The organism is Microcoleus sp. Pol12B4 (assembly GCF_036701385.1).
Taxonomy (GTDB): Bacteria; Cyanobacteriota; Cyanobacteriia; order Cyanobacteriales; family Microcoleaceae; genus Microcoleus.
The window spans coordinates 1-20,167 of the sequence record NZ_JAUBQR010000120.1 but is presented as its reverse complement, the minus strand read 5'-3'; the positions used below and the strand labels follow the sequence as shown (position 1 = coordinate 20,167).

General features: G+C 44.0%; 19 protein-coding genes. 9 read left to right on the top strand and 10 right to left on the bottom strand.

The window, feature by feature from the left end; all coding sequences use genetic code 11:
- Positions 1 to 134: 134 nt before the first annotated feature.
- Entirely contained in the window at positions 135 to 350 is a 216-nt protein-coding gene (locus tag QUA38_RS17090; RefSeq protein WP_172188518.1) for a hypothetical protein, read from the bottom strand.
- 251 nt (positions 351 to 601) lie between these two features.
- Between QUA38_RS17090 and grxC the strand changes: the two genes are divergently transcribed.
- Complete coding sequence (gene grxC, locus QUA38_RS17085; protein ID WP_015178938.1) at positions 602 to 916, top strand: glutaredoxin 3; 315 nt, start codon at positions 602 to 604, stop codon at positions 914 to 916.
- Positions 917 to 960: 44 nt separating this feature from the next.
- Here the strand turns inward: grxC and menD are convergent, their stop codons facing one another.
- Complete coding sequence (gene menD / locus QUA38_RS17080; RefSeq protein WP_333163680.1) at positions 961 to 2,898, bottom strand: 2-succinyl-5-enolpyruvyl-6-hydroxy-3-cyclohexene-1-carboxylic-acid synthase; 1,938 nt, start codon at positions 2,896 to 2,898, stop codon at positions 961 to 963.
- A gap of 73 nt (positions 2,899 to 2,971) precedes the next feature.
- Here menD and QUA38_RS17075 point away from each other — a divergent pair, with 73 nt between their 5' ends.
- Positions 2,972 to 3,271, top strand: a complete 300-nt coding sequence (locus QUA38_RS17075; RefSeq protein WP_333163677.1) for an antibiotic biosynthesis monooxygenase — start codon at positions 2,972 to 2,974, stop codon at positions 3,269 to 3,271.
- Positions 3,272 to 3,323: 52 nt separating this feature from the next.
- On the opposite strand, the gene QUA38_RS17070 is transcribed toward QUA38_RS17075, so the two are convergent.
- A complete protein-coding gene (locus QUA38_RS17070; RefSeq protein WP_333163675.1) occupies positions 3,324 to 4,757 on the bottom strand; it encodes an isochorismate synthase in 1,434 nt (477 codons plus the stop codon).
- A 406-nt stretch (positions 4,758 to 5,163) separates the two neighbouring features.
- On the opposite strand from QUA38_RS17070, the gene menA reads away from it, so the two are divergent.
- The 4 genes from menA to QUA38_RS17050 all read left to right on the top strand — a co-directional run bounded on the left by menA (position 5,164) and on the right by QUA38_RS17050 (position 9,618).
- Positions 5,164 to 6,060 (top strand): 2-carboxy-1,4-naphthoquinone phytyltransferase, encoded by an 897-nt coding sequence (menA, locus tag QUA38_RS17065; protein ID WP_333163672.1) that lies wholly within the window; start codon positions 5,164 to 5,166, stop codon positions 6,058 to 6,060.
- Positions 6,061 to 6,195: 135 nt separating this feature from the next.
- Positions 6,196 to 6,996, top strand: a complete 801-nt coding sequence (gene menH / locus QUA38_RS17060) for a 2-succinyl-6-hydroxy-2,4-cyclohexadiene-1-carboxylate synthase (protein ID WP_333163670.1) — start codon at positions 6,196 to 6,198, stop codon at positions 6,994 to 6,996.
- An 11-nt stretch (positions 6,997 to 7,007) separates the two neighbouring features.
- Positions 7,008 to 8,123 (top strand): o-succinylbenzoate synthase, encoded by a 1,116-nt coding sequence (locus QUA38_RS17055; protein ID WP_333163668.1) that lies wholly within the window; start codon positions 7,008 to 7,010, stop codon positions 8,121 to 8,123.
- Between the two features lie 76 nt (positions 8,124 to 8,199).
- Positions 8,200 to 9,618, top strand: a complete 1,419-nt coding sequence (locus QUA38_RS17050) for a 2-succinylbenzoate--CoA ligase (RefSeq protein WP_333163666.1) — start codon at positions 8,200 to 8,202, stop codon at positions 9,616 to 9,618.
- A 101-nt stretch (positions 9,619 to 9,719) separates the two neighbouring features.
- Here QUA38_RS17050 and QUA38_RS17045 read toward each other — a convergent pair whose 3' ends face one another.
- The 4 genes from QUA38_RS17045 to QUA38_RS17030 all read right to left on the bottom strand — a co-directional run bounded on the left by QUA38_RS17045 (position 9,720) and on the right by QUA38_RS17030 (position 13,334).
- Complete coding sequence (locus QUA38_RS17045) at positions 9,720 to 10,691, bottom strand: putative 2-dehydropantoate 2-reductase (RefSeq protein WP_333163664.1); 972 nt, start codon at positions 10,689 to 10,691, stop codon at positions 9,720 to 9,722.
- 76 nt (positions 10,692 to 10,767) lie between these two features.
- Positions 10,768 to 11,193, bottom strand: coding sequence for a thioesterase family protein (locus QUA38_RS17040; protein WP_333163662.1), 426 nt, complete (start codon positions 11,191 to 11,193; stop codon positions 10,768 to 10,770).
- Between the two features lie 153 nt (positions 11,194 to 11,346).
- Positions 11,347 to 11,793: a tellurite resistance TerB family protein gene (locus QUA38_RS17035; RefSeq protein WP_190739853.1), complete on the bottom strand. Its 447-nt coding sequence runs from the start codon at positions 11,791 to 11,793 to the stop codon at positions 11,347 to 11,349.
- Positions 11,794 to 12,029: 236 nt separating this feature from the next.
- Complete coding sequence (locus tag QUA38_RS17030) at positions 12,030 to 13,334, bottom strand: ATP-binding protein (protein ID WP_333163660.1); 1,305 nt, start codon at positions 13,332 to 13,334, stop codon at positions 12,030 to 12,032.
- 126 nt (positions 13,335 to 13,460) lie between these two features.
- Here QUA38_RS17030 and QUA38_RS17025 point away from each other — a divergent pair, with 126 nt between their 5' ends.
- Entirely contained in the window at positions 13,461 to 13,784 is a 324-nt protein-coding gene (locus tag QUA38_RS17025; protein ID WP_333068784.1) for a TMEM14 family protein, read from the top strand.
- Between the two features lie 125 nt (positions 13,785 to 13,909).
- Here QUA38_RS17025 and QUA38_RS17020 read toward each other — a convergent pair whose 3' ends face one another.
- On the bottom strand, positions 13,910 to 14,935 hold the full coding sequence (locus tag QUA38_RS17020; protein WP_333163658.1) for a hypothetical protein: 1,026 nt from the start codon (positions 14,933 to 14,935) through the stop codon (positions 13,910 to 13,912).
- A gap of 77 nt (positions 14,936 to 15,012) precedes the next feature.
- Here QUA38_RS17020 and QUA38_RS17015 point away from each other — a divergent pair, with 77 nt between their 5' ends.
- Positions 15,013 to 16,425: a hypothetical protein gene (locus tag QUA38_RS17015; RefSeq protein WP_333163656.1), complete on the top strand. Its 1,413-nt coding sequence runs from the start codon at positions 15,013 to 15,015 to the stop codon at positions 16,423 to 16,425.
- A 194-nt stretch (positions 16,426 to 16,619) separates the two neighbouring features.
- On the opposite strand, the gene QUA38_RS17010 is transcribed toward QUA38_RS17015, so the two are convergent.
- Positions 16,620 to 19,121: a protein kinase domain-containing protein gene (locus tag QUA38_RS17010; RefSeq protein ID WP_333163653.1), complete on the bottom strand. Its 2,502-nt coding sequence runs from the start codon at positions 19,119 to 19,121 to the stop codon at positions 16,620 to 16,622.
- Positions 19,115 to 19,522, bottom strand: a complete 408-nt coding sequence (locus tag QUA38_RS17005) for a hypothetical protein (protein ID WP_333163650.1) — start codon at positions 19,520 to 19,522, stop codon at positions 19,115 to 19,117. The genes QUA38_RS17010 and QUA38_RS17005 overlap by 7 nt, the downstream gene beginning before the upstream one ends.
- Before the next feature lie 484 nt (positions 19,523 to 20,006).
- Here QUA38_RS17005 and QUA38_RS29390 point away from each other — a divergent pair.
- On the top strand, positions 20,007 to 20,167 hold a 161-nt coding region (locus tag QUA38_RS29390; RefSeq protein WP_445305066.1), incomplete at its 3' end, for a glycosyltransferase.

The following is a 20,167-nucleotide window of genomic DNA, read 5'->3' as shown; positions in this document are numbered from 1 at the left end:
AAACCGTTGTTGAGTTAGAGGAGAAAACTTTAAATCGAATTCAAATTACCGCTGTTTCCACTCCTGCCTGAGTTTCCACTATTTTTATCTACCGCTGACTCACCTTGCCTTCAGAACAAAACTTCAAATCCCGATTAGAATGCTGCTGAAAGTTCGTTGACTACTTGGACTCGGCCTCTGAGCACCGCCCGCAACAAGCGGTTGACACAGCCTCTGTCTTCATCATTCAGAGAGTCGTCGAAGGTGGCGGCCATCAAACCGTAGCGATCCGCCAGAGTCAAAACGCCTGTATCGGTTACAGAAGCGAGGATTTCAGAGATAGCGCCGGGGAGGAGTTGTACGGGGTGCATGGCAGTGCGGTTGAATTCGATATATTTATCATCTTCTGGTTTCCTCAAAAGATCGGTGATATTAATGAGGCCGCGAAGGTGATTGTCAGGGGTGAAAGCCAGTGATCCGAGTAGAGTAAAGTTGTGACTTGGGTCACAGGGCGATCGCCCGACAGCTTAAAACCCACCTCTGGCAGATGCGCCCATACCAACGGAATTTATACACTTGGTATGATTTCTAAATGAGTTCCACCCTTACCCCCGTACTGAAAATGCTTGATTTTCTCAATCCCATCTTGGGCCGCAAGCCCGATCGCATCAAAGCCAATGTGGAAATCTATACTTGGCAAACCTGTCCCTACTGCATCCGCGCCAAAACTTTGCTGTGGTGGAAAGGCGTAAATTTCACGGAATACAAAATTGATGGCGACGAAGCTGCTAGAAAAGCAATGGCCGATCGGGCTAACGGACGCCGCAGCGTACCCCAAATTTTCATTAATAACCAACACGTAGGCGGCTGCGATGACATTCACAAACTTGATGCAGAAGGACAGTTAGATCCGCTGCTAGCTCAACCAGCAGTTTAAATTAGTGTAGGTTGGGTTTCGTTCAACCTGCTCAACCTACAAATTTACAAATCTTTGGCAAATTTACTTAGATTATCTTGCCGCCATTTAGCATCGGCGCGCCTGTCTGTTTGCAATTCTAAGACGCGCATCCCGCTATTTGGCAGCAAATTTAATTTTTCTTTGAACTGTTGCCAATCCTCAATTACCTCGTGTTCCACGCCATAAGTTGTACACAACTGAGCAAAATTTATCTGCTGCGGCGTCGCAAAAAACTCTTCAAAGGGCGGGTCAAATTGGGCAACGGGCAACATTTCAAAGATTCCGCCACCGTTGTTATTAATTAATATGATTGTCAAATGACCGAAAAATTTATTTTTAATTAAAAAACCGTTCGTATCGTGCAAAAGTGTTAAATCGCCTGTTAGCATGATGCTGCTTTGATTGCGGTGAGCAACTCCCAATGCTGTTGATAATGTGCCGTCTATGCCGTTAGCTCCGCGATTGACAAAAGTTTTTATTTCTAAGTTGTTTGGCTTCCAGAAAAACTCGACATCTCTGACGGGCATACTGTTGGCAATAAATATCGGTGTTCCAGGTGGCAAAATTTGGGAAAGCAGCCAGGAAACTTTGGGCTCGATTATGTTGTTAATGGCTGATATTTTTTGGTCTATTGTTTGTCTGACTTGGATTTCGGTGTTGCGCCAAAGTTGGAGGTATTCGTTTGAGGGAGAGGTTAGGACCCCCCCTAACCCCCCCTTGTTAAGGGGGGGGACTTGAGTTGATTCCTCCTTGCTAAGGGGGGGGACTTGAGTTGATTCGTCCTTGTTTAGGGGGGGGATTTGAGGGGAAATAGCAGTGGTAGCAGGGGCTCGATCCCCCCCTAGCCCCCCCTTAATAAGGGGGGGGACAAGAGTTAATATAGTTGCGAGATTTTCAGGGGAGGTTCGCAGGTGAATTGTTTTGCCGTGTAGCGGATCGAAGTTGTGGTGGCTGGGGTCGATTATGTAGCGTTTTGGTTGGGTTTTGTCTAGCCAGTTTCGCAGTTCTTTGCTTGTGGGTAAGTCTCCGATTTGAATGGCTATTTCTGGGGTTAATTTATTTGCTAGTTCGCGGTTTCGCAGGATTAAATCGTAGGTGGAAATTAGATGGGGGTTTAGTTGGGCGTAGTTTCTGACTGGGGATAATCCTTCTGCTAAAACTGGCCAGTTTAAGGATTTGGAAATTTGGGCGATCGCACTACAGTATTTTTCGGCAAATTGGGGCTGTGCAACGCCGGCAATAATAATCCCTTTATTGCTTCGCTGCCATTGTTGCATGGTACTTTCTTCTCCCCCCCTTAACAAGGGGGGGCTGGGGGGGGTAGAGCTTTCTCCTGCGAAAATGGATTCTAATCCTGCAAAAAAATCTTCGGGATTGAATTGTGTTTCTAAAGCTTCTACAGCTATGTCTGGAACGGGTACAAGTGGGTCGCGAAAGGGGATGTTGAGGTGGACGGGGCCGGGAGTTGGAAAGTGCGATCGCTCCCAAGCATACACGATCGTCTGCCGCAGATAGTCTAGCATTCCTCTGGACGCAGAAGGTATCGCTAATTCGGCTTGCCAGTTCGGATAATTGCTGTATATTTTAACTTGGTCGATCGCTTGTCCGGCGTGACAGTCCCGCAGTTCTGGAGGTCGATCGGCGGTGAATATTAGCAGCGGAATTCGACTTTCTCTCGCTTCTATTATTGCAGGATAAAAGTTGGCTGCGGCGGTTCCAGATGTGCAAATTAGTGCGGTTGACAAATAGGATTTTTTGGCAATTCCTAATGCAAAAAAGCTGGCTGAACGTTCGTCGAGTATGGGAATAGTTTCTATTTTTTTGTTCAGGGCAAAGGCTATTGTTAGCGGTGCCGATCGCGAACCTGGACAAATCACGGCTGTAGTTAATCCCAGTCGTTGCAATGTCTCTGCTAATACGGAAGCCCAGACGGTATTTGTGTTGCGAAAATCTATTGGCATTGCTAAATCTGAGTAGCTCAACTCTGTATTGTGCTACGATATTATACCCAAATAATTGTCAGGATACATTTTTATGATTCTTGAGGCGGTTGTGATTAATGTCAAATCTGGCTGTGAGGGTGATTTTGAGATAGCTTTTAGAGAAGCCTCCAGTCTGATAGCGTCTATAGATGGATATTTATCTCACGAACTTCATCGCTGCACAGAAGTTCAAGGAAAATATCTATTATTGGTTAGGTGGGAAAATTTAGAATCTCATACAATTAGATTTAGGAAATCCGCTGAATATCAAGAGTGGAAAAGAATGCTTCACCATTTTTACGCTCCTTTTCCCATAGTAGAACATTTTGAGGAAGTGAAAATTAAACATTAACACAGACTCAATCAATTAGCCCGACCACTCTAGATTCTGCAAATTAGCTGAATTAAACTAAAGCATTTAAAAGTGCCTGCAATTTGAGCTGAATTTCTGCTAGTTCTTTCTCAGGTTCGGAACCCGCCACAATACCGGCACCAGCATAAAGTATAGCCCGATCGCCATCGATTAAAGCCGATCGAATGCCGACGGCAAATTCGCCGTTGCCGGTGCGATCGATCCAGCCGAGGGGTGCTGCGTACAAAGAGCGATCGCAGCTTTCGCAGCCGCGAATTTGCTGTAGCGCAATATCTCGCGGTACGCCCGCCACCGCTGGGGTTGGATGCAGTTGAGCTAAAATCTTTAATAAATGAATATCACGGGGAATTCTAGCCCTTATGGGTGTCCACAAATGCTGAATGTTTGACAGTTGCAGCAGTCTCGGTAGTGGAGAAAAGTCGGGATTGATACCGAGACTCGACAGGCGATCAACTATAAAATCAATTACAACTCGATGTTCTCGAATATCCTTTTCGCTGTTGAGTAAACCTTTGCCTAAATTCGCATCTTCCGCTTCATTTTTTCCCCTGGGTGCCGAACCTGCTAAGGCATCTGTTACTAACTCATTTTTGTGAATGCTGATTAAGCGTTCTGGACTGGCCCCGATAAAATTTTGACCTTTGCCGTTACTGGTGGAAAATACGTAGCAACCGGGATAAGTAAGGCGCAAGTTATTTAATGAATCTATTAAACTAAAAGGGGTTTTGGAAATGACATTTATTGCTTGGGATAAAACAATCTTACTAAAATATTGAGAGTGGATCAAGTCTAAAGCTGACTTGACGGATTTTTTAAATTGAGTGGCATCATTCACAGGAATTTGTTTGAAAAATATCGAGCTGTTTCTAATCGAATTAATTTTTTTGTAAGGTGAAGACGAAATTTTATCAAAACTTTGCCAAATATTATCAGTGATAATTTTAACATTTATATCTCGGTTTATGATTGCATTGGCAACAAGTGTGCAGCTATCTTTCAGGCGAGTAATCTGCCATTTTGGTAAAAATACGGTACCAGGGGGGAAGTAAGAATTGGTGGCGACATTCTCATCAAAAAAAGCAAAGCTACAAAAAAAGTGCGGCCCGCTGAATGGCAAGCGTTCTGTACCGATGGTAATTGTTTTGGCAAGACAAGATTGAATAAAATTTTGAGCAAGGGCAAATCGATCGCTTCCGGCTACTGTTAGATGGATTGCCGAATCTAGGGCGGCGATCGCAAAACTATTGCCTGAAATCGGGTCTCTTTTTTCAAAGTAAAAGTGCCGCTGGCAAGGTTCGGAAATCTCTTGAAGTACAACTAGCGGATCGACGGGGGCAATCTCCTGAGAAATACTAACTATCTTGGTTTGATCTTTTTCGGTTAAAGACTGCTGGCAATCTAACAGAAACTGATGCAGTTGATTGCGGTCTTGTAAAAGATTAGCGCGGTGCGGTATTACTGTCATGAAAGCGAGAATAGCAGATTTGTCAGAAAGAGTGCGGTTTTGTCCCGCTAGAACCCCTATTTCGATCTAAGCACGGGAGGGCGATCGCAAAACATGACCTTTCGAGTTTCCCGGAAAGTTTGGGCTCAGCGGGGGGCAAAAAACAGACGATCTTCTTCGAGGACTTCGCCAACGCGCGATCAATCGAAACATTTAGACATAAAACTTTAAGATTGAGCGACTCAATCTCGAGTCTCATGCGATCAACCTTGCAGAGGTTTGCAGACGGGCATTACCGGACGCGCCTGCGCCCGCAAAGCCTCTCAACGGATGCCCCCCGCGCACTCAACCAGATACAGAGTAGAGTTTCTTCACCAATAAAATTGTAAAATTACTACGCTGCTATCAATTGAATCAAGTTTGTGTGATGACAACAAAGTTAATTGAACGTTCAAATAGTAAATTGTGGCTGGCGGCAATCAAGCCGCCCATGTACAGCGTTGCGGTGATTCCTATTTCAGTAGGAACTGCAATTGCTTTTGCCGAAACTCAAACGATTAATTCGTTAATTTTTTCGACATTTTTAATGTCAGCCATTTTGATTATAGCATGGCTGAATCTCAGCAATGATGTATTTGACTCCGAAACAGGAATCGATAAAAACAAGGCACATTCTCTAGTTAACTTAACCGGAAATAAAGCTTTAATTTTCGGGCTAGCCAATCTGTTTTTAGCAGTTGGAGTTTCGGGAATCTGCGCCATAAGCTGGTGGCAAAAAGACCCAACAGTAATTTTGCTAGTAGTTTTGTGCTGTGCTCTGGGCTACACTTATCAAGGGCCTCCGTTTCGTCTTGGCTATCAGGGTTTGGGGGAAATAATCTGCTTTTTCACCTTTGGGCCGCTAGCCTTCGCCGCTGCTTATTATAGTCAGACTCAAACTTGGTCTGCCACTAATTTGGCGGCTTCGGTAATCGTGGGAATTACTACGAGTATCATCTTATTTTGTTCCCACTTTCATCAAATTGCGGATGATTTGGCGGCGGGTAAAAAATCGCCAATTGTGCGACTCGGTACAAAGAAAGGTGCCCAGTTGTTGCAGTGGTTGTGCGGCAGCATTTATGCTGTGACTGTGCTATTTGTGGCTTTGGGAATGTTCCCAATTTGGACGTTGTTAATTTTTGGGAGTTTGCCTTTTGCGATCGACCTTTGCCGCCATGTCACAAACTATCACGACCAACCGGCAAAGGTCAGCAACTCTAAGTTTATCGCAGTTACGCTGCATTTTTCGAGCGGATTGCTGCTGGCGTTGGGGTTTGGTTTGTAGATCGGGCGATCGAGAATTCCGGTAAAATGGAGGTATGGTTTGCTAAGTTGAGAGAGTTGGTGGAGTTTTGGGTGACTTCTCAAAATCTTGTTTAATTTAGCAATCCGTACCTCATATTGAATCGTATAATTGTATATGGACAAATTTAATAATTATAACTTTCACTATTCCTTAACTGGCAACAAGAATCAGCAGACACTTTTATTTTTGCATGGATTCACAGGCAGCAGTCAAGACTTTAGCAGCGTCATTCCCTTACTTTCTAACAGTTATTGCTGCTTAGCAGTTGACCTTCCCGGTCATGGAGAAACCAGAGTAATCGGCGACGAAAGTTGCTACAATATGCCCAATACAGCCAAAGTATTGATGGAGTTATTAGATGATTTACAAATAGACAAATGTTTGTTGTTGGGCTATTCAATGGGTGGGCGATTGGCACTTTACATGACATTACACTTTCCAGAAAGATTCGAGAAAGTAGTGTTAGAGTCAGCTTCTCCGGGATTGAAAACAGAAAAAGAGCGATCGCACCGCCTGCAAGCCGATTTACAGCTAGCACAAAAGCTGGAAAATAGCAACATTAAAGATTTTTTATTAAACTGGTACGATCACCCTTTATTCAAATCTTTAAAAAACTCTCCCAACTTCGACAAACTCATAGAAACCCGCTTAGCAAACAATCCCTTAGAATTAGCCAAATCCCTCCGCAACATGGGAACCGGCAACCAGCCCTCTCTCTGGGAAAAACTCGCACAAAATCAAATTCCCATCCTCTTGCTAGCGGGAGCTTATGATGATAAATTTATAAGTATAAATACCGAAATTGCCAGCTTGTGTCCGACCGCCCGTCTGGAAATTGTACCAAAAGCTGGTCACAATATCCATTTTGAAAATATTGATAATTTTGTCGCAGTTGTGAGACAATTTTATGATTAATGAAAAAACTAATGCTTTATCAATTCGACTTTCGCACTTATCAGCAAAATTTTAAGCGTCCACTGCAAACAAGTCACGGAATTTGGGATATTCGCGAAGGAATTATCCTGCGGCTTGTTGGCGAGAATGGTCGAATTGGTTGGGGAGAAATTGCCCCTTTGAGTTGGTTTGGTTCTGAAAGTTTTGAGCAAGCTTTAGATTTTTGTCACCAGTTGCCAGGTAATATTTCATCAGAGATGATTTTTGCTATTTCCGCTGAATTGCCGGCTTGTCAATTTGGCTTTGAGTCAGCACTATCAAACTCTAGATCCCCCCTAACCCCCCTTAATAAGGGGGGGACAAGAAATATTCTCAAAGTCCCCCTTATTAAGGGGGATTTAGGGGGATCTAGACTTCGCCTAAAATCGACATTGATTGCGGGTTCAGTCTTAAGCAGTCACCAATGGAGAGAGGCGGGGAATGAGGAAGAAAAAAATCGGTTCAGCGGTTTATTGCCAGCAGGAGAAACAGCTTTGTCGGCTTTGCAAGTGCTTTGGTTAGAGGGATATCGGACGTTTAAATGGAAAATTGGTGTTGCTGCAATTGAACAAGAATTAAAGATTTTTCAGCAGCTAATCGAAGCAATGCACAATTTGTGCGATCGCGAAAAAGCATTTTTGCGGTTAGATGCCAATGGGGGACTCAATTACTCGCAGGCTAAAACATGGCTGGAAGCTTGCGACAATGTAAAAGCAACTCCCGACTTTTCCGCAGACATTGAATTTTTGGAACAGCCGCTGCCCGTAACACAGTTTCAGGAAATGGTAGAATTGAATGCTATTTATGCAACTGCGATCGCCCTTGATGAATCTGCAGCCAACCTCGATCGCATCCAAGAGTGCTACAGCCAAGGCTGGCGGGGAATTTTCGTCATTAAACCTGCGATTGCTGGTTCCCCATCCCAATTGCAAAAATTTTGTCAAACTCACAGTATAGACGCTGTTTTCTCATCAGTATTTGAAACCGAAATCGGCCGACAAGCAGCATTAAATTTAGCAACACAATTGTCTTTAAATAAGAGAGCACTGGGCTTCGGCACCGATGCCTGGTTCGATGACAATCATTCGATTTTAGATTTTAGATTTTAGATTTTAGATTTCTTCCACGAGTAAATCAAGCGGGTTAGGTAATTGTTTTGAATCGAGAAACTTGGTGAAAGCATCTATGGCAACAAATCTAACAGTAAATATTCGGGAACTCGCGTGTGGCTTGCCTGATAATTGGCTGATCGGTTGTGACAGTCGCGAATTTGCCCAAATTGTCGATCGGCTATTTCAAGAAATCACCCAGAATCCCGCACAAAAAACACCCCCAAAAATTTGCATCGCAGAACCAGAGCCCGTGCAATTTCTTGCCAGTTTCACCGCCGCCCGCGCCGCCAAATGCCCGATTTTTCTCTGCAATCCCAACTGGGTAAAACAAGAATGGCAACAAGTCTTTGATTTAGTCCAACCAGACTTAATTTGGGGACAATGCCCGCTTCCCACCACTCCCCATATCCCAGTCCGCGAAGGCGAACTTCGTTTGTATAGCCACGAATTCCATTCGCCGACTAAAAGCGGTTTTGATACGATTATGATTCCCACCGGCGGTTCTTCAGGAAAAATCCGTTTTGCCATCCACACTTGGGAAACACTAACCGCATCAGTACAAGGTTTTCAACAATATTTTCAAGTTGAAAAAATCAACTCTTTCTGCGTTTTGCCCTTATACCACGTCAGCGGTTTAATGCAATTCATGCGATCGTTTACGACTGCGGGCCAACTGGCAATTGGGTCTTTCAAAGCACTGGAAGCAGGCGAAAAATGCGATATAGAACCCGAAGAATTTTTCATTTCTTTAGTTCCCACTCAACTGCAACGGCTGCTGCAAAACCCAGATACAGCTAGTTGGCTTCGACGGTTTCGTGCCGTACTTTTGGGCGGTGCTCCCGCTTGGACGGAACTTTTAGAAACAGCTAGAAACTATCAAATTAAATTAGCGCCAAGTTACGGCATGACAGAAACCGCCTCGCAAATTGCTACACTAAAACCCGAAGATTTTCTCGCTGGCAATAACAGTTCCGGTCAAACTTTACCCCATGCTAAAATAACGATTCGCAGCGCAAGAGGCGAGATTTTATGTTATAATAAAATCGGCAATATTGCGATAAATGCTAAATCTTTGGCGTTGGGTTATTATCCTGAACAATTTGGCGATCGCCAATACTTCCAATTAGACGATTTGGGATTTTTTGATAAAAATAACTACTTAAATATCGTCGGACGCAGCAGCGACAAAATTATCACAGGCGGAGAAAATGTATTTCCGGCGGAAGTTGAAGCCGTTGTGCGATCGACTAATTTAGTGGCGGATATTGCTGTAATTGGCTTGCCAGACAAAGATTGGGGTCAAGTCGTTACGGCTATCTACGTTCCCGCTAATTCCGAAGTTACTGTCAAAAATCTGCAAGCGGCAATAGAAGATAAGTTGAGCAAGTTTAAGCGACCGAAATATTGGGTAATCGTCGAACAATTGCCGCGCAATTCTCAAGGCAAAGTTAATCGAGAACAATTGCAAGAAATTGCGATAAAATATCAATAATTATTAGGCGATCGCAATCAATGCAGAAGGCAGAATTTCTCATGCTTATTTCCGACTCCTGACAACAGTCAACAGTCAACAGTCAACAGCCAACTGACTAATTACGACAAACCTAACAGCCTTCTCGTCCTCTCCGCTTCTTGTCTTTGAACATCCACAAACTTCAACATTCGGTAAAGCACCTCTATTTGGGGCAACTTAATACCTGCTTGCTGCGCCACCCGTATCGGATTACCAAAAATCGCCTCAACTTCTAGGGGCCGGGATTCATCATAATCGATTTTCATGCTCGTGCGGTAAGGCTTCATTTTCTGAGTGTATTCGAGCATCTGTGGGATAAAGTCATCGGGAATAATGCGATCGCAACTTTTTGCTCCCGCTACCACTTCCCCCATCATTTCCTTGACTAAAATCAGAGTATCGGGATTAGCCATCAGTTCATCTGTTCTCGCATCCAACACTACAGACAGCCCGTTATAAGGAATATTCCAAACTAGCTTTTTCCACCTTGATAATAGCAAATCTTCGCTCATTTTAATAGGAATATGAGCACGTTTAAAGTCCGCAGCAATTTTGTGCAATCTATCAGTAATACCGATTGCTTTGTAGTCCTGTGCATATTCTCCGAGTGTGATAGTGCCGTAATCTAGGTGGCAAATATGACCGGGTCCAACTTTATAAGAACAGAGAAAACATAGCCCGCCAAGCACTCGGTCTGCACCGACAATTTTAGCTACTTCCGGTTCGGCATTCAATCCGTTTTGCAATACTAAAACCGCGCCGTTATCCTTTAATAAAGGAGGCAATATTTTTGGCAGCAAGTGATTTTGAGTGGTTTTCAGCGCTACAATTACTACGTCGCACTGAGGCATTTTGTGCGCGTCGTGGTAGGCGCGGACGTGGGGTAGGGTGAAGTCGCCTTCGGGAGAATCGACAATCAAACCGTGTTTTTTGACCTGATCGTAATCACTGCGTAGCAAAAAATTGACTTCTAAACCTGCTTGTTGCAGTCTAGCACCGTAGAATCCGCCCAAAGCTCCCGTGCCCACAATGGCATAATTGCGATTTGACATAATATCAAAAAGTCAGGAATAATATCAACTAAACAAAAATTTGACTGTCATACCCTGCTATTATTTAAAGATAGAACTAACCGGAAATCTCAATCTCAAATTTCCTCATCCACTGCATCAAGTCTTCAGATAGCTGTTTTCGAGTTCGGCTAACTGCATTGATGCAGACGTGCTTAGTAAGAGCTTTTGCTGCGCTTCTTCCTGCAACTTCCCCAGAAAATACTTGATAGACAATTTCAAATTCATCGCCAGCAACTTGTTTGGGGGTCAATTGAATCGTCAGCCGATCGCCCGCAAACATTGGGCGATAAAAATCTACACTAGCATGAATTATGGGAAAGGCAACCTCGGGATTGCTGAAAAATGCTTTGAGATTGATTCCCGATGCTGCTAGAGATGCCTCGTAAGCTTCGTGGCACATCGCCAAAACGTTAGCAAAGTAAACGACTCCAGCAGCATCGGTATCTTGAAAGTGAACAGTGCGGGTGTAAGTGAAAGGCATTTGAGGTAGTAACGGGCGATCGCAAATTCGATCGCAATTTTACCAACCATCATATCGGTAAACCCGCACTTTGGGAGAAGTTATCACCTAAGTAAGTAGGCGCTAATTTTTTATATTGTAAAATTCGCCCTCCTCACTCCTTCCCCGTCTTTCTTAACCTTTGTTCTTAATCAACATCACGTCTATAATCTTGAGGGCAATATCTTCGGAAAGCCCCAAGGCACTGTAAAGATCGTTCAAAAGTTGTTCTTCTTCTTCTGAAACCTCGCCATCGGCTAAAGCGATATCAGTTGTCACAGCAAAAACAGTTTCTTTAAGTTCGTCGGGAAGCGTTGCTAAAGCCGCATTAAACAGTACCTCAACTCCTTGCCGTTGCAGAATCATCAGCAGGCGATCGAGCATTTTTCTCATCACGTCATCGGGATAACTGCGGAACAGTTGCATCCGAGATAGCGTCATGCTAATCGCTTTACTTTCGCTGTCATTGATGTAACCGTCGGCTGCTACGGCAATTAGCGCGATCGCCGCAAATGCTTCCGCAGGCCCTAACGTTACGTCCGTTTCTTGACGAGTCTGCGATACTTTATCAAATAAACCCATGATATTTTCCTCATTATTTAGTAGTCGATTCATGGAGTCAGGATGTGCTCTGGCTCGGGAAGTTTCTTGGGAGATTTCGACAATTATATCAAATCTTGTTAGTTAGTTGTTATCAATAAAATTATGAAAAAATTAAGATTTTTACTTCGCCCTTGTGTGCTGTAAGGGCGGGTTAATTCCTATCCTGAATTGCCTTCCCATATATCGGCTAAAACCCGCCCTAGATCGCAGACTATCTATTTGTCAAAAAGGGCTAAATCTGCTTTCAGGAAATCAACAAACTGCCGTGCAGTCCTCCCCGATCGCCCATTGCGACGAGTTGCCCATTCTTTAGCACGGTTATCCAAATCCTCAGCAGCGAGTTTGATGCCAGCAAGTTCTGCCAGATGTCGGACAATTGTTAAATAAGTGTTTTGATCTGCCGGTTCAAAAGTTAAAGTTAAGCCAAATCGATCGCTAAAGGAAAGTTTTTCCTGCACCGTATCCCAAGCGTGAACTTCGTCTCCATCGCGGGGGCGAGGCCGGTCGTCAAAAAACTCTCGAATTAAATGCCTGCGGTTAGATGTTGCGTAAACTACCACATTTTGAGAGCGAGCTGTGACATTTCCTTCCAAAACAACTTTTAGAGCTTTAAAAGCATCATCATCTTCTTCAAAGGAAAGGTCGTCTACAAAAATAATAAACTTTTGAGGAACTCCCCGCAACTGCTCGACAATTAGCGGTAAATCTTGCAAATCTGATTTAGATACTTCAATCAAGCGCAGATTGCGAGATCCAAACTCATTTAATAGCGACTTCACCAAAGAAGACTTACCCGAACCGCGGCTCCCGTACAGCAAGACGTGCAAAGCCGGATAACCTGCCAGCAAAAACTCCGTATTTTTCACCAGAGCATCCCGCTGCCAATCACAGCAAACCAACTCTTTTAAAGTTATGCGATCTGGATGCGAAATACTCGCAAACTGCCCTCTCCGCCACGCAAAAGCGCGATATTCAGCAAACAAACCCGTGCCAAACTGTCGGTAATAAACTGCCAAAGATTCCGCCGCGCTCGACCATTTTTCCAGTTTTCCGTGCAGCGGCAAATCTCCCTGTTCTGCTACAGTTTCTGAATGCCAAATCGGAGGCACTGCGTCAAGTTGACCCGCTACCCGCACCCACTTGCTCAACTGTTCGCTGCTGCATTCGTAAATATTTTGCAGCACTTGTAAATCATGTCGGGCGGCCTCCACCAAAGCGGGGGGCAAACTTGCAAAATCTGTTTGCTGTGCTCGTCGTGAAAAGGGGTTTTCGTCTTTGAGAATTTCGGAAATCAGAGAATCTTTCCAGCTCAGATTTTTAGCAGCCTGAAGTTTGAACCAGTTCCCGTAGGCTACCTGACATTCTAAACCGCTGACTTCGCTGTGGTGAAGGGCTTGCAGCAAATCGAGAAAAGCTTGACCTGCGGGGCTTTTGAAAACCGATTGATACAGCAGCAGGGAGGCTGCTTGGCGCTGGAGGTAACGGATTTGGGCGATCGCAGCAGAAGTTAGGGCTGACATAATGGCAATTGTATAACAGTTACATATCCTGACTGGCTTTAATAAATTTTCTAACAATTCGTGACACTAATTGCAGGCTGCGCTGTATAAATTTAGATGCAAAGAGTGAAATCGGGAGGATTAAAAATGAATTTAGGTACAGCAGCGGCGATCGGCTACGGCATTTTAACACTGGTTGGCGGCATCATGGGTTATATCAAGGCCAAAAGCCAAGCCTCGCTGATTTCGGGCTTGATTAGCGGTTCGCTGCTAATTTTTGCCGGCACCGCCCAGCTTATGGGACAAAGTTGGGGTTTAACATTAGCAGCAGCCATCTCCGCTGTTTTAGTAATAGTCTTTATTGTGCGCCTTGTTAAAACTCAAAAATTCATGCCTGCGGGAATGCTAATTTTAGCTAGCTTAGCGTCTTTGGGCGCGATCGTTTACGAACTCAGCGGTCAATATCAATAATCAGTTGACTGTTGACTGTTGACTATTGACTATTTTTAGTGGTCAGTGGTTATTTGTTAATTGTTAGTTGTTAGTTCTAATAACAAATAACCAATAACTAATAACCAGTGACCAATAACTAATGACTAATGACTAATGACTGCATCAATATACTGTTGGACTTCCCTGAGTTGCTGCCGCTGGCATTCGATCCAATCTTTTTCCGCAGCTCGCTGTTGGGCTGTCTCTTGCTGATAACGCGCCTGCTTCTCTAAAAGATTATTGTAGAACTTCATCGCTTTTTCTACTGTTTCAATAGCCAGTTTCACACGCTCTTCAAAAATCTCTAAAATCAACTTATCCATGATTGAGCCAAGCACTTTACAAGACTCTTCAAAATCGACCAAACTGATTTCCATCTTGCTTTTATGAACCAAAGTATCGACAGTATCTTTCAGTATTTCTCTAAAACTCTTCATATAAGAATCCGGCAAATATTTCAGTGGCTCCGTAAACTTCGATAGAATCTCCCCGCCTATTGATTGGAGACGCTCTCTAAATTTCGACTGAGTGTTTAGGTCGAAGCATTCAATACAAACTTCTATTTTTTCTATATCAATAGACTGTAATTCTTTAAAAATTAAACTTAGTTCATGCTCCATAATTAAACTCACTCGCTCGATCTGGGAATCAACCTCATTCCGCAACTCTTTGTGCAAATTATCTTTTTCAAAAAAACCAATAGTATCTCTTTGAAATACTTGAGGGCTTTTATCCCACAAAAACCACTGATTTTTTAACTTGGTCGTCTTGTCGCTCCAAGATTTGCGAACTTTAGCAACAGCATCATATTTGCCTTGTTTTCCTAAACTGCGAATTCTCATATCGCATCCGCTTAGTTCGCCCATTTGCTCCCAGACATCAACAGCAGATGCTCCAGCAATTCTCGGCTTACTATTCCAGACATCCTCAGCCTGAGATACATCTTTGAAACATACCTGAAGTAGCCCCTTGAGTCTGATGGCAGATTGCTTAATTTCGTCAATACAAGGTTCCACATCTAAACTGAGTTGGGTAGCTGACTGTTTAATCTCCACGGATTGATATTCGTCTGCCAACAATCGATCGCTAAACAGGGTAATAGCCTGGAATGCCTTGAGATACTCATTCATTTCCTTTCATCTCTCGTTTCCCTAAACAGCATACAATACACAACATCTGCCTTTTTGAATGGAAACTGAGTCACTACATGGATTATATATTCACCCCTGCAACTCAGGCGCGACTCAATAGTGGCAACCTTGTACAGCCTGCTGCCAAAACAGGAAAATTGCTCCCTGCTGCTAGAGATCCGGTGACAGGGGAGTTTGTGGAGATCGCAAAAATTTTTTATCAATCAAGAAGTGAAACTCTATCCTCGCGCGGAGTTATAGGATTGCTCGCACAGTTAGCCGGAGGTGGCCCCATACAGCCGCTGGTAGCTCCCGTGTACGTGACACTGGCGCCGTTGCAGGTGGCTCAAACTCATCAGGGGTTTCAAAAAATATACAGAATGCTTAACTGTCTGAAAATTAATTTGGCAGTGATGCAAGCGACTGCTGCTGTCATTGGTATGGGCGCTGTATCGAGCACAGTTTTGTCAGCAGTAAACCTCAACCAAGTATTAAAAATCCGAGAAGAGGCCAAGCACCAGAAGCTAAAAATTAAAGACGGATTTATCGATCTCAGACACATCCTCAAAGATAGGGGAGTAGAGGTGATCCAGCAGATTTTTAAGGTGGCTCACGACTCTAGTTTTGAAATGCACCGCCAGAAACTGGTTAACGGTTATGAGATTTTTTCTAAAGCTATCAAACGTTGTCAGTCAGCCCTGACAGTGCCCGATCTTAAACTTCGGAATTCCGAAATTAATAGCGGGCGGGATATGCTATTTGAGGCTTTAAAAATTTATGATAATTCTAGTTTGTTGGAGGGGCTGTGTTCTGCTGGACAACTCAGGCAAATGGAATGTGTTTGGGCGATCGAGCAGGCGATCGGCGTTACGTTTCACTTGCAGCGTGCCTACGATATGGTGAGCGATCACCTGCTGGAACTCCAATCAAAAATTTGTCAAAATCTTCTAACTGTTGTTAAAGGATGTCAATCCAAACCAGAACTAGATTTTTTATTTCCTGAAGTTACTAGGATTCTCGGTCAGGATTTAAGTGTAATAGAATTTTGGCAAAATGAGGTTGATTGGATGCAAACTTTGTCTCCAAAAGAGCAGCACCAGTTAGCTAGTTTAGATAAACTCACCGGCGATAGTTTAAAAAGCAGCGTGTACACTACATTCGCGGTATTAGCTGCGGAAGCTTCCCTTTATGAAACTTTAAAGAAAAAGTCTCACTTTCTCTCTTTGCGCGACCAGCTAACCTTCGCTGTGTCGCCGGAAATCCGCCGGGGATACGAAGTTTATATCAGCCAGCAGGCGATCGCTACTGGCTATCAAGCTTTAGCTGCCTCGAATTGGCAAGAAATATCCGATTTAACTGTGGCTAACCTCTACTACTTTTTTCAAATCCGAGAGAACTCAACTGAAAATTATCCAACTGAGGACGAATTAGAAACGCCTTATTGGCACTTTCCCCCAAGCTTAAAAAACGAGCTGAATTATACCAATTAAATGACCAATGACTAATGGATACTGTTGACTGTTGACTGTTGACTGTTGACTGATTTCTTCAGTCGTAGACACAACTTTTCAATTGTTACACTATCTGTAGTAGTAAGGTGTGCACTGCCCACCCTACAAGTATAGTCTGTGCCTCAAGGACTATTTTTCCTTCTTCCTTCTTCTTTCTTCCTTCTTCCTTCTGATTACCTCAACCACAACTTAATAGTATTGTCTTTAGAACCGCTAGCAATAGTTTTGCCATCGGGACTAAAAGTCACCACATAAACCTCATCGGAATGTCCCGTCAAAGTGTTCAGCAATTCTCCGGTATCAAAATCCCAAATTTTAATAGTTTTATCCTTGCTCCCGCTCGCAATAAACTTGCCGTCCGGGCTGATAGCAACCGAGACAATATCGTCAGAATGTCCGTTGATAGAGCGAATTAAATCTCCTGTTGCGATATTCCAGATTTTAATAGTTTCATCGTAGGAACCGCTAACAATTGTTTTGCCGTCTGGGCTAACAGCAATCGACCTCACGGGCTCGCCGTGTCCCTCAATAGTTTTGAGCAACGCCCCTGTTGCTACATCAACAATTGTAATTTTTTTATCCTTAGAAGCGCTAACCAAACTTTTTCCATCTGGAGTGAAAGCAACAGAATAAACAAAATCTGTATGGTCTGGAAAACTCTGAATCAAACGACCAGTTGCTGCATCCGAAATCTTTGTGGTGTTGTCTCCGCTACCGCTAGCGACAAGCTGTCCGTCGGGGCTGAGAGCGACAGACCAAACAGAAGCAGTGTGGTCGAGACTGCGAATCACTTGCCCTGTTTTCAAATCCCACAGCATGACTCGCCAAAAACCGGTTCCAGTCGCCAGTTTCGTACCGTTTGAGTCAAAAGCAACCGACCAAATAGTGGAGGAATCTCCTGGAAAAGTGCGGATCGACTTGCCTGTAGCTAAATCCCAAATTTGGATGGTTTTGTCTTTAGAACCGCTGGCTAACATTAAGCCGTCTGGACTGAAAGCAACAGACCCAACGGCATCTGAATGCTGAGCGAAATTTTTGACTTTGGCGTTCTTCCACCGCAGACCTGCTTGGCACTGTTCTTGTAACTCCTGAGCGGACGAATAGCTGCTGGAAGTGTTGGCAATTGTTGGTATTTGGCTGATGCAGTCTTCATAATTGCTGGCTTTATAAAGAGCGGCAATTTGATTGAGCTCTTGGGATTCTTTCTGGACTCGCCGCTGCCCTTCTTGCCACTTGAGATATCCGTAAATTCCGCCGATCGCAGCTAAGATAGCCGCAATTGTTGCCCCGGCAAGATAAGGATTGAATTTGCGAGTTTCTTTGGGGACAAGTGCTGCTGGGCTGGCGATCAAGAAATCGGTTTTTCCGTTCAGATTTACCTGCGAGGATACCGCCGGACTTGCCTGCTGTTCGAGTTGAGGGGCGCTGCTTGCTGGTGGCGGATTGGGGTTGCGGTGTCCCTCCAAAACTGTAGATATCGCCTTGTACAATTTAGCAAATAAAGATTTAGGAATGACTAATTCTTCGATTTTCGCGGCATCTTCGTCGGTAAGCCCTAAAACTTGCTGCAAGCGTTTTAACTCGTCGCGAGTTTCCAGAGAAAAGGGATATTCTTGCTGCATTGCTTCTTGCAGTGATTGTTCGTAGCGTTCGCCTTTTTGCCTGTATTTGCGGTAAGGGTTCAATACCTCATCTTCAATCGCCTCTGCTTCTTCTGGCAGTAATTCCAAACTGACGCGCAGTTCATCTAATATTCTACGACCGACGACTGTAATATCGCCCCGGCTGCTGCTGCGCCGATCGACTTCTTCGCGATATATTGTTAGCTTGGGAATCCGCGCCCGCGAGCGATCGCCAATTTTCCTCAAATCTGCTAAAGCTTCCGCCGCCGACTGGTATCTCTCCCGAAAATCGTAGCGCACCATATTGTCCAAAACATCGGCCAGCGCTTGGGAACACGTGGCTAAATGCCGCCAAACAATTTCACCTTTATTGGAATTTTTCAAATCCCGCAGTTTCGGCAAATCGTAAGCCGGCAAACCCGTCATTGCTTGGATGCCAATCATTCCCAAAGCGTAGATATCGCTGTTGAGTTGCGGGTTATATTGAAATTGTTCGATCGGCATATATTCCAGAGTGCCAATCCGCACAGTTACCGGCGCTTGTCTTTGAGCGATGTGAATTTCTTTCACCGAGCCAAAGTCGATTAAAACTAACTTGTTATCAGAATAGCGGCGGATTAAATTTGCCGGTTTAATATCTCGGTGAATTACTCCCTGTCCGTGTACAAACACTAAAATTTCTAACAGTTCCTTCAGCAAAGCAATCATTTTTTCTTCGCTTAGGGGTTTGCCCGGTACAATCTCAGTTGATAGCGAGTGACCGGCAACAAAAGATTCAACTAAGAAAAATTCTTCATTTTCTTCAAAATAAGCGAATAGCTGAGGAATTTGGTCGTGTTGACCCAGCTTTTCTAGAACTTCTGCTTCTTTTTGAAAAAGACGGCGCGTAGTATTAATTAATTTCGGTTCGGTGGTACCGGGACGCAGGTGCTTGACAAAGCACTGCGGTTCTCCCGGACGGCGAATATCTTTGGCAAGATATGTTTGTCCAAATTCTCCTGTTTCTATGACTTCAATGACTTGATAGCGTCCATCTAAAAGTTGGCTCACCATGATAATAACGCAGCCTTTTTTTGGTTGATTTTCGCAAGAAACAGTTGCACTGTTGGGTCAGTTGTATAGCCTTTTTCAGGTAAATTAGGTGTGCCTGGGCCTGGCCAAAACAGGGCATTGGGCCTGGGCAAAACAGGGCATTGGGTATTCGGAATAGTTGTTTCTTTCCTTCTTCTTTCTTTCCTTATTCCGACTGCCATCGGACTTCTTCCCTCTGACTTCTTTCCTTCTGACTTCTTTCCTTCTGACTTCTGACTTCTGACTTCTGACTTAGATATTGCACCATTCTCAATTACTTGTTTAGGAACAGGCAAGATGCCTGTTCCACAAGAAAAATCATTCTTTGTGGAACGGGCATCTTGCCCGTTCTTGACAATGGTGCAACATCTCAGTTCTGACATATTTTATCTTTTCAACATCTGCAAAGCTTGATATCCTAAAAAGAAAAAACCCAAAGCGCCGAGTACCGCTATCGTGTTCGCAAACACATCGACTGTAAAAAATTCGCCCATTGCAATATCCTCTGAAAACTGATATCTATCCTCGGCTTTTCGGTCGCTGTCTGGGTGAGGGGTCTTGCCCCTTGCTGCGGGCGAGCCGAAAGATGCTCACAAATTATAGCAAAAGAGGTGGTCAAAATAACTTTTCGGGCGATCGACTAGCTTTTTGTTTTAATATTTTTTAATATTTAGGGAGACAAATCGTGTACTGAAGTTTTGAGGTCAGTTCGCTTTGATATTGTTAACCCTGCTAATTTTTTCTCTCATTGTAAGTAGAGCTTACACTAAGAACTTGCGCCGATCGGTCTAAAATGCGCCTCGATCCGACAGAATTTCCGCCAGGCCCTCACCGGAACCGGGCGCGTAGTTTCCTAAAGTTTCGGTAATCGTACCAGCATACAACGAAGCAGAGAATATTCGGGATTGCGCGATCGCCATGAGGGAGAGTACACCGCTGTCTGTGGACAACTTAGAAGTTTTAATTGTAGACGATCGCTCGACAGACGACACCAAGGCGATCGGGCAAACCCTGCAACAGCATCTCAA

Coding starts and splice junctions, on each gene's coding strand:
- QUA38_RS17090 (WP_172188518.1), bottom strand. CDS start 350: ATGCACCCCGTACAACTCCTCCCCGGCGCTATCTCTGAAATCCTCGCT.
- grxC (WP_015178938.1), top strand. CDS start 602: ATGCTTGATTTTCTCAATCCCATCTTGGGCCGCAAGCCCGATCGCATC.
- menD (WP_333163680.1), bottom strand. CDS start 2,898: ATGCCAATAGATTTTCGCAACACAAATACCGTCTGGGCTTCCGTATTA.
- QUA38_RS17075 (WP_333163677.1), top strand. CDS start 2,972: ATGATTCTTGAGGCGGTTGTGATTAATGTCAAATCTGGCTGTGAGGGT.
- QUA38_RS17070 (WP_333163675.1), bottom strand. CDS start 4,757: ATGACAGTAATACCGCACCGCGCTAATCTTTTACAAGACCGCAATCAA.
- menA (WP_333163672.1), top strand. CDS start 5,164: ATGACAACAAAGTTAATTGAACGTTCAAATAGTAAATTGTGGCTGGCG.
- menH (WP_333163670.1), top strand. CDS start 6,196: ATGGACAAATTTAATAATTATAACTTTCACTATTCCTTAACTGGCAAC.
- QUA38_RS17055 (WP_333163668.1), top strand. CDS start 7,008: ATGCTTTATCAATTCGACTTTCGCACTTATCAGCAAAATTTTAAGCGT.
- QUA38_RS17050 (WP_333163666.1), top strand. CDS start 8,200: ATGGCAACAAATCTAACAGTAAATATTCGGGAACTCGCGTGTGGCTTG.
- QUA38_RS17045 (WP_333163664.1), bottom strand. CDS start 10,691: ATGTCAAATCGCAATTATGCCATTGTGGGCACGGGAGCTTTGGGCGGA.
- QUA38_RS17040 (WP_333163662.1), bottom strand. CDS start 11,193: ATGCCTTTCACTTACACCCGCACTGTTCACTTTCAAGATACCGATGCT.
- QUA38_RS17035 (WP_190739853.1), bottom strand. CDS start 11,793: ATGGGTTTATTTGATAAAGTATCGCAGACTCGTCAAGAAACGGACGTA.
- QUA38_RS17030 (WP_333163660.1), bottom strand. CDS start 13,334: ATGTCAGCCCTAACTTCTGCTGCGATCGCCCAAATCCGTTACCTCCAG.
- QUA38_RS17025 (WP_333068784.1), top strand. CDS start 13,461: ATGAATTTAGGTACAGCAGCGGCGATCGGCTACGGCATTTTAACACTG.
- QUA38_RS17020 (WP_333163658.1), bottom strand. CDS start 14,935: ATGAATGAGTATCTCAAGGCATTCCAGGCTATTACCCTGTTTAGCGAT.
- QUA38_RS17015 (WP_333163656.1), top strand. CDS start 15,013: ATGGATTATATATTCACCCCTGCAACTCAGGCGCGACTCAATAGTGGC.
- QUA38_RS17010 (WP_333163653.1), bottom strand. CDS start 19,121: ATGGTGAGCCAACTTTTAGATGGACGCTATCAAGTCATTGAAGTCATA.
- QUA38_RS17005 (WP_333163650.1), bottom strand. CDS start 19,522: ATGTCAGAACTGAGATGTTGCACCATTGTCAAGAACGGGCAAGATGCC.